General features: G+C 66.9%; 5 protein-coding genes. All 5 read right to left on the reverse strand.

Going from position 1 to position 7,075, the window contains the following annotated elements:
• Positions 1–82: 82 nt before the first annotated feature.
• Entirely contained in the window at positions 83–997 is a 915-nt protein-coding gene (locus tag Pla123a_RS06815) for a type II CAAX endopeptidase family protein (RefSeq protein ID WP_146585158.1), read from the reverse strand.
• 169 nt (positions 998–1,166) lie between these two features.
• Entirely contained in the window at positions 1,167–1,538 is a 372-nt protein-coding gene (locus tag Pla123a_RS06820) for a response regulator (protein WP_146585160.1), read from the reverse strand.
• Positions 1,539–1,688: 150 nt separating this feature from the next.
• Positions 1,689–3,362, reverse strand: coding sequence for an outer membrane protein assembly factor BamB family protein (locus Pla123a_RS06825; RefSeq protein ID WP_146585162.1), 1,674 nt, complete (start codon positions 3,360–3,362; stop codon positions 1,689–1,691).
• Between the two features lie 99 nt (positions 3,363–3,461).
• On the reverse strand, positions 3,462–5,822 hold the full coding sequence (locus tag Pla123a_RS06830) for an outer membrane protein assembly factor BamB family protein (RefSeq protein WP_146585164.1): 2,361 nt from the start codon (positions 5,820–5,822) through the stop codon (positions 3,462–3,464).
• Positions 5,823–6,214: 392 nt separating this feature from the next.
• Positions 6,215–7,075: hypothetical protein (locus tag Pla123a_RS24945; protein WP_231956347.1), on the reverse strand; the 861-nt coding region annotated here is incomplete at its 5' end.

Raw genomic sequence — 7,075 nt, forward strand, 5'->3', positions numbered from 1 at the left:
TCAAACGCCGGCGCGTTTGGCGCCCGCCGACTTAACCTCGTTTGTGCCTTAGAACGGTGTTCGCGATGTAGACCGCGCCGCTCTACTCCTCTGCCTCCTGCGGGTACCGAATCAACACCCGGCAAGCCAGCACAAAGAACACCGCGCCTACGGCGACGAACGCCACGTTGCCGGTCATCACCTGGGCGTCCGTCAGCTCGCCGAACTTCGCCACGAGCCGCCACGCGTTCAGGCCGCCGTTGACGAACGCGTGGCAGGCGATGCTCGGCCAGATCGAGCCGGTCCGCCAGGCGATCACGCCGAGCCACACGCCCATCGGCAGCGCCACCGCGATGTTGGGCGGCATGATGTGGGCCAACGCGAACAGCACCGACGCGACGCCGATGCCCCACGCCGGGCCCCATCGCTGGATCAGCCGCTGCTGCACAAAGCCGCGGAACAGCATCTCCTCGCAGAAGCCGGGCACGAGCGCAATCAGCAGCACGAACACGACCCCCTGGGCCGGCGTCACGTTCTCGAAGAACGCCACGAACGAGTTGTCGGTGAGCCCGAGCGGTTCGGCCCAGCTGGCGACCCAGGTCGCCAGCGCGATCGCCACGGCCAGCGGCACGATCGAGCCGACCACTGTCAGCCCGTACAGCGCGCCCGCATTGCGGACGCGGTTGAAACCGAGGCGGCGCTTCAGCGATTCGGGCGAGAGCCAGCCCGCGAGCAGCGTCACGACCCCGAACGCGCCCGGGCCGGCGGCCACCAGCACCAGCATGCCGGCCGGCGACGAGATCACCTCGAGCACGCGGTCGCCCAGCTCGGCCGGCGGCACGCCCTGAGCCGCTAGGGAAATGGCCACGACGATGGCGATGCCGGCCTGCAATGCTACAGCCAGGGCGACGCCCGCGAACGGGGCCAGCAACGCTGTCCAGACACGCGGCTTGGCCGGCGGCGGAGCGGTCATTGGTTCCGGTGGCAATTCGGAATGATCGGCTCGGTTCTCGTCCATGGCGGGTCCAGAGTTGGGTGGCCGGCGGCTGAAGAGTCGCCGAACCAACTATTCGCCTCCTAGAGGCAGATCTTGGCTGCCAGCCACGACGATTAGTCGCGGGCACACGTAGGATCACGCAGCGCCAGCGGGGAAGAGCACCGGCAAGCCAAGCCCGCGGACCCGCCGGCTATTCGCCTAGTGCGGACTTCACCCGCTCGATGGTCTCGCTGCTCTGCAGCTCGAGCTTGCCGAAGCCGCGTAGCGCGCCGGCTTGTTCGGCGGCGTCCTGGTGCTCGGGGTAGTTGGTGATCAGCATCACCGGGGTCGAGGAGAGCTGCTCGTCGGCCTTGATCTGGCGGATGATATCGAGTCCGTCGGTGTAGTCGATGTCGAGCTTGCGGTTGACGACCACCAGGTCGTAGGCCGTGTCGCGCAGCTTGGGCAGCGCGTCGGCCGCGCTGTCGGCCTGGTCGAGCACGCAGTCGAAGTTGCCCGTGAAGAACCGCTTGAGCGAGCCGTGGTCGGGGCCGCAGTTGCCGATGTCGAGGATACGCTTCATGGGGTCCCTTGTGGGGCGCTCTTGCTTGGTGTGGGTGGCCGACCCGGCGGAGGACAACCCCCTCCCCCAACCAGGGAGGGGGATTGGCTTGGGCGGGGCTTGGCAACGAATGGCAGACAGCCAACGGCTAACTGCCAAGAGTCAATCGAATCAATCGCCCTTGTTCTCGATGGCGAACAGGTGCGTCTTGTTCGAGATGTACAGCACGCCGTCCGCGATGATGGGGGTCGAGTAGACGCTGTTCTTCATGTCGATGGCGCCGTAGTAGGGGACCATCTCGCCGCCGTCGTCCTTCATGGCCACGTTGGGGTCGGCCGAGTGGCGGAAGATCGCGACCTCGCCCTCCTCGTCGCCGATGTAGACCTTGTCGTCGACGATCAGCGGCGAGCCCCACGCGGCGGCGAACATGTCGTACACCCAGTGCCGCTCGCCGGACTTGGCGTCCAGGCAGTGGAACAGCCCGCTGAAGTCGGCGATGTAGAGGATGTCGTCCTTGATGGCGACCGTGCCGCAGCTGCGGTGCATCTCCTCCTCGAAGTCGATCTCACCGTCGTCGTTCGAGTCGACCGTGCTGTAGTGCCAGAGCGCGGCCGAGTTGGGGTTCGGCCGGGCGAAGTCGCCCTCGTCGGGCACGACGGCCTGGATCCGCTTGTGGGGGATCGGCTCGTCCGGGTTCTTGGAGTTGAACGCCAGCTCGGGGCTGACGTCGCCGCGCTTGGTGGGGTCGATGCACCACAGGTGGCCGACCCCCTCGCCGTGCTCCGGGTCCTGGCCCACCGCGACGTACACCAGTTCGTCGTAGATGACCGGCGTAGCGATGATGTTGTTGCGGGTGCCGCGGCCGCCGAGGACCCACTTGCTGTCCTTCGGGTTGGCGTCGAACTTCCACAGCAGCTTGCTGCCGCCCTGGCCGTCGCCCTTGGGGTCGAAGCTGTAGACCCAGCCGTCGCCGCCGCCGAAGATCGCCTGGGGCTGTCCACCAAGCACCGCGTAGCTCGGGCTCGACCATTGGCCGTGCAGGATGTTCGAGCCGGGCGACTTGTCGGTCCACAGCAGCTTGCCGGTCTCTTTGTCCAGGGCGATAAAGCTCGGTGCGTTGGGCGCCGGCAGGTTGATGTGCGACTCGTCCAGGCCGTTCGAGGTGTTGACCAGCAGGATGTCGCCGACCGAGGTCACGCTGCACGCGCACATGTTGTGCTGGCTGACGCCCAGCTCGCGCATCATGTCGAACACCCACACGACATCGGCCTCGTTCTCCTCGGTGTGCTCCTCGTCCTGGTAGGGGCCGTCGTTCTCGCCGTCGCGGAAGCCCTCGGGGTCGAGGCAGCGGACCTCGCCGCGGCTGGTCACGAACCACAGCCGCTTGCCCTCCACCAGCGGGGCGCAGCAGATGCCCTGCAGCGGCCAGTCGTGCACGCGGCCGGTCTTGAGCTTCTCGCTGGAGTGCTGCCACAGGAACCTGCCGTCGCGGATGTCGAAGCACAGCAGGCAGCCGAGGTCGACCTCCGCCGGGTACCGCGCGAGCCAGCCGCCCGAGTTGTTGGTGCCGACAAACGCCTTGCCGCCGGCCACGACCACGTTGCCGTAGGTCTGCGAGCCGAGCTGCGCGGCCCAGCGGATGTTGCGGGCCGAGCTCGAGTCCCACTCGCCGGTGCGGAAGTCGAACTCGCCGACGTCCCAGTCGGTGGGCGTGTTGTCGGCGACCGGCACGTTGTTGCGCGTCCCGCTGCCGGCCCACTGGTTCCACTCAAGGGTCGGCTCTGCGGCCGAGCACCAGGAGGAGGTCGTTAAACAAGCGGCGGCTACGATCAGTAGACGGTTCATACGCGTGGGGCCTTGGGGGGTGCCTGGATTGCGGTGGGGGCGCGTGCCGGCCGGCGGGCGCCGCGGCTCTTTTAAATCTAACGCGGTCGACGCCCTCGGCTAGTTGGGCGTGACCGACAGGTTGTCGACGTAGAACTCGGCGTCCTTGGAGTCGCCGAACATGCCGGGGCTGCCGCTGTAGTTGGGCGCCTTGTCGGTGATCTCCATGGTCCACTCCGACGGCTCGTCCTCGTCACGCGGCCACACCTTCGCAGAGACGTACGCCACGCCCGCCGGCTCGTCGGGCTGGACCTTCAGCTTCATGGTGTACCACTTGTCGGGCGAAAACTCCATCGGCACGGTCGCCTGGCTGCGGCGGTCGTGCGTGCACCAGCTGTACAGCCGGGCCTCGCCGTTGGGGCCGAACAGCGTGAAGGTGTAGCAGCTGTTGATCAGGCCCGCCGAGGGGAGCTTGATGGCCGAGCTGCTGGTCTCCACGGGGAACTCGGGCGCGGGGCCGGACGACTCGCCGGCGACGCCGGTCTTCATCTGGATGTCCGCCTGCACGGTGTAGTTGGACAGCTCGGGCGAGCCCATCCACATCCGGCTGCGGGTGCCGAGCTTGGTGGTCGGCGCGCCGGGGCGGGTCGGCAGCTCGACCGGCTTGGCCAGGTACTGGTTGCCCGACTCGTCCTCACGCAGGTTGTAGCGGATGCGGCCGCCGACCCAGGTCAGCGGCACGTCGCGGCGGGAGTCGAAGGTGAACTCCCACGGCAGCGGCGGCACCACACGCACGCGGGCGCTGGCGGTGAGCTCGCCGTACTTGCAGGTGATCAACGCGCACTCGTGCTGCGCGTCGGTAGGGGCGGCGTACACGCAGCCGTGGGCCTCGGACATTGATCGTGTCGAGCCGGGACCGGCGACCGAGAATTCCAGCTCCGGGCCCCCCTGCGGGTCGACAATCTCGTCGCCCTTGGCGTTGAAGAACCGCACGGTGTACTCCTGCGTGTCGCCCGGCTTCATCAGCACGTCCCACGGCGAGAGCTGGATGTGGGTCACCTGGCGGTCGACGACCGGCGCCGGCTCGGCGAGGGTGTGCGAGTCGTGCTGCTGGTGCGGCGCCTCGGCCGACTTGTCGGCGATGCAGTACAGCTGCTCGCTGGTGGTCAGGTAGACGCGGCCGTGCGACACAATCGGGCTGGCGTTGACCTCCTCGCCGCCCAGCCGCTCTCGCTGCAGCACGTCGACGCCGCGGCGTGACGGCTTGAGGATGTAGAACATGCCCTCGTTGGTGCAGGTGTAGATCTTGCCGTCGGCGTAGACCGGCGTGCCGCGCATCGCGCGGCCGAGGGTCCGCTTGCCGACCTGCTTGCCGGTCTTGGCGTCGAAGATGTTCATCTTGGCGGTGTCGGTGATCGTGTAGAGCCGGCCGTCGATCAGCAGCGGCGAGCTCTTGCCGACCATCTCCTGGGGCAGGATCCACTCCTCGTCGCCGAGCTCGAGGTCGCCCTGCTTCGTGCCGTCGATCGCGACCACGGCGCCCATGGTCGCGCCGACCACGTTCTCCTCGCTCTGGCCGGAATAGACCCAGCCGTTGGGACCGACCACCGGCGAGACGTTCAGCCCGCGGCGCGACAGCGGGTAGCTCCAGACGTGCTCGCCGGTCGCGGCCTTGAACGACCACACCTTGCCGTCGCCGGAGCCGAAGACCAGCACGTCCTGGTCGTTGATGCGGGCCAGGGCCGGGGTGCTGTAGGTGGTGTCCTCGGGGATCAGCGTGGTGCCGCTGAGCCAGCGGAGCTCGCCGGTCGCCTTGTCGAAGGCCATGAAGCGGTGGGCCGGCTTGGCCAGCAGTGACCACTGCGGCGTGTCGCCCCAGCCGATCACCACCGCGCTGGTGATGACGGTGTCCTTGTAGATGAGCGGGAAATTGGTGCGGCCGCCGTAGGTCGACAGCAGGCCGAGCTCCTCGTGCAGGCTCCGCTCCCAGACCGGTTTGCCGGTGTCGCCTTCTAGGCAGCAGAAGTAACCGGACACTCCGTTGGCGTAGACGCGGCCGGTCTCGGGGTCGCCCACCACGCTCGACCAGCCGACGCGGGTGTCCGGGACGTCGGACAGGTAGACATTGAAGCGGTGCTCCCACAGCACCTCGCCGGTCGCGGCGTCGGCGCACACGACCTTTTCTCCCTCGGTGGCCGTGCCTGGTTGATCACGGACCAGCGTGTAGAGCCTGCCCGACATGACGATCGGGGTCGAGCGGCCCGCCAGCTCGGCGTTCTTCCACAGCAGGTTGCTCCCCTCGCCGCCGGCGGGGTCCCAGCTCTCGGGGAGGTTGGTCTCTTGGGAGGTGTTGTCGTAGTTCGGTCCCCGCCAGTTGGGCCAGTCGAGGGGGTCGGCTGCTTGGCAGCAGGCGACGGTTGCCGCCAGGAAGACGCCAACAGCGGGAATCCGAAAGAAGGGGACCGTGAGGGTTGAGGTCATGTGGTGGGTTGGCTGAGGGGTGCGGGCAAAGACAAGCGTACGGACTGGGCGCTCTGCGTCGTGTGGTCGCTGGGCAAGGCCTTTTTGACCGAAGCCCAGGCAGTTTAAGGATATCAGGGCCCGCGGCGGCAGGCTACGTCTGGCGCGATCACGCACGGCACAATCGCTACAGCCGGAACAGGCTCCGGGCGCTGCAAACTTTGCCTAAGCGAAGCTGTAACCCATTCGCCCGAAAAAGCTTGCGATGATTCAAGGGGGGTTTTCGAGGGGGCCGATATGCGTTGATGTCGCGAAGTGAAAGCGTTCGTGACAACTGAGGCAATGAGGCCTAAGCGTCAACAAACCGGCCCGGACTGCTTCGAGTCAAGGATTGGCTCGACTGGTGTTGATGCTCAACAATGCGGACCCCCCCGGCGTCCCCCGCCTTCCGCTAACGGCCGACTCGGCGCGTCTGGTTCAGGATCCCCCAGAGCCAACGCAAGCGCACGGCGCCCAAGCAGCTGCTCGCCAGGATTCCAACTGGTTGGAGTTGCCCAAGCCCAGGCGCCAGCGCCGCGTCGCCGAGTCGTTAGTTCGCGAATGATCAAGGCGCCCCGCGGAGTCCGATCGTAACAGGAGTTGTTTGTGATGAAGTGGAACCTCTTGGGAGCGCTCGTGCTGAGCATTTCGATGGCGGCCCCCACCTTGGGTGGTGGTCTGCTTGGCAAAATGTGCAGCGACGGCTGCGGGTGTTGCGAGCCGTCTTGCGGCTGCGACGAGCCATCGTGTTGTGCGGAACCTAGCTGCGGCTGTGACAGCTGCGGCGACCCCTCTTGCTGCTGCGAAGAGCCGTCCTGCGGCTGCGACTCGTGCGGCAGCTGCTGCTCGAAGAAGAGCTGCTGCCTGCTGGACAAGCTGTTCGGCAAGAAGAAGAGCTGCTCGAGCTGCTGCGAGCCCTCGTGCTGTGCCGACCCGTCGTGCTGTGCTTCGGACAGCTGCTGTGAAGAGCCGTCGTGCTGTGCTTCTGACAGCTGCTGCGAGCCTTCCTGCGGCTGCGACTCGTGCGGCAGCTGCTGCTCGAAGAAGCCTTGCCTGCTAGACAAGCTGTTCGGCAAGAAGAAGTGCTGCTCGAGCTGCTGCGAGCCCTCGTGCTGTGCCGACCCGTCGTGCTGTGCTTCGGACAGCTGCTGTGACGAGCCGTCGTGCTGTGCTTCTGACAGCTGCTGCGAGCCGTCCTGCGGCTGCGACTCGTGCGGCAGCTGCTGCTCGAAGAA

It is taken from the genome of Posidoniimonas polymericola, assembly GCF_007859935.1.
Lineage (GTDB): Bacteria > Planctomycetota > Planctomycetia > Pirellulales > Lacipirellulaceae > Posidoniimonas > Posidoniimonas polymericola.